Genomic DNA, 536 nt, shown 5'->3' with positions numbered 1-536 from the left:
AGCGGCTGGCGAGCAACACCAGCTCCTCGGCCGTGCGCGCCGACCCGGAGACCGGGCCCAGATGCTCGCCGAAGACCCACGACACCAGGGTCAGCTGTTCTTTCCGGCAGATCGGGCACATCACCGAGCTCTGCTTGCCGTGGAACTTCGCGGCGCGCAGTAGATAGGGATTCGCGTCGCAGACTTCCGACACCCCGGTTCGCCCGGAGTACACCTCGGCCAGCAGGGACCTCCGCCGCAGGGCGTAGTCCACCACCTGTCTCTGCAATCGCACGTTGACCAGAGTACGTCGGCCCGTCGGACACCGAGGCGCGACCGCGTCACAGCTAATCCGATCTTGGTCGTGGCAACGCGGCAGACGTCCATGACACGGGCCAAAGACAGCGATCGCAACGACACCTGCAAAGTGCTGGACAGTGCGATGGCCGAGGGTCAGCTGTCCATGGAGGAGCACCGCGACCGGCTCAGCGCCGCGATGAAGGCCACGACGCTCGGCGAACTCGCGGACCTGGTGGCCGACCTGCAGAACGAGGCCG

General features: G+C 66.6%; 2 protein-coding genes. One reads left to right on the top strand and one right to left on the bottom strand.

Annotation, left to right across the window (positions count from 1 at the left end):
* A partial coding sequence (locus CS062_RS25210) for a DUF5318 family protein (RefSeq protein ID WP_199174371.1) occupies positions 1-253 on the bottom strand: 253 nt, incomplete at its 3' end.
* Positions 254-364: 111 nt separating this feature from the next.
* On the opposite strand from CS062_RS25210, the gene CS062_RS27410 reads away from it, so the two are divergent.
* The coding region (locus tag CS062_RS27410; RefSeq protein WP_199174370.1) for a DUF1707 SHOCT-like domain-containing protein at positions 365-536 on the top strand (172 nt) is incomplete at its 3' end.

This window comes from Roseateles chitinivorans, from assembly GCF_002761755.1.
Classification (GTDB): domain Bacteria; phylum Pseudomonadota; class Gammaproteobacteria; order Burkholderiales; family Burkholderiaceae_C; genus Roseateles; species Roseateles chitinivorans.
The sequence above is the reverse complement of the archived record's forward strand: the minus strand, read 5'-3'. Positions and strand labels throughout refer to the sequence as shown.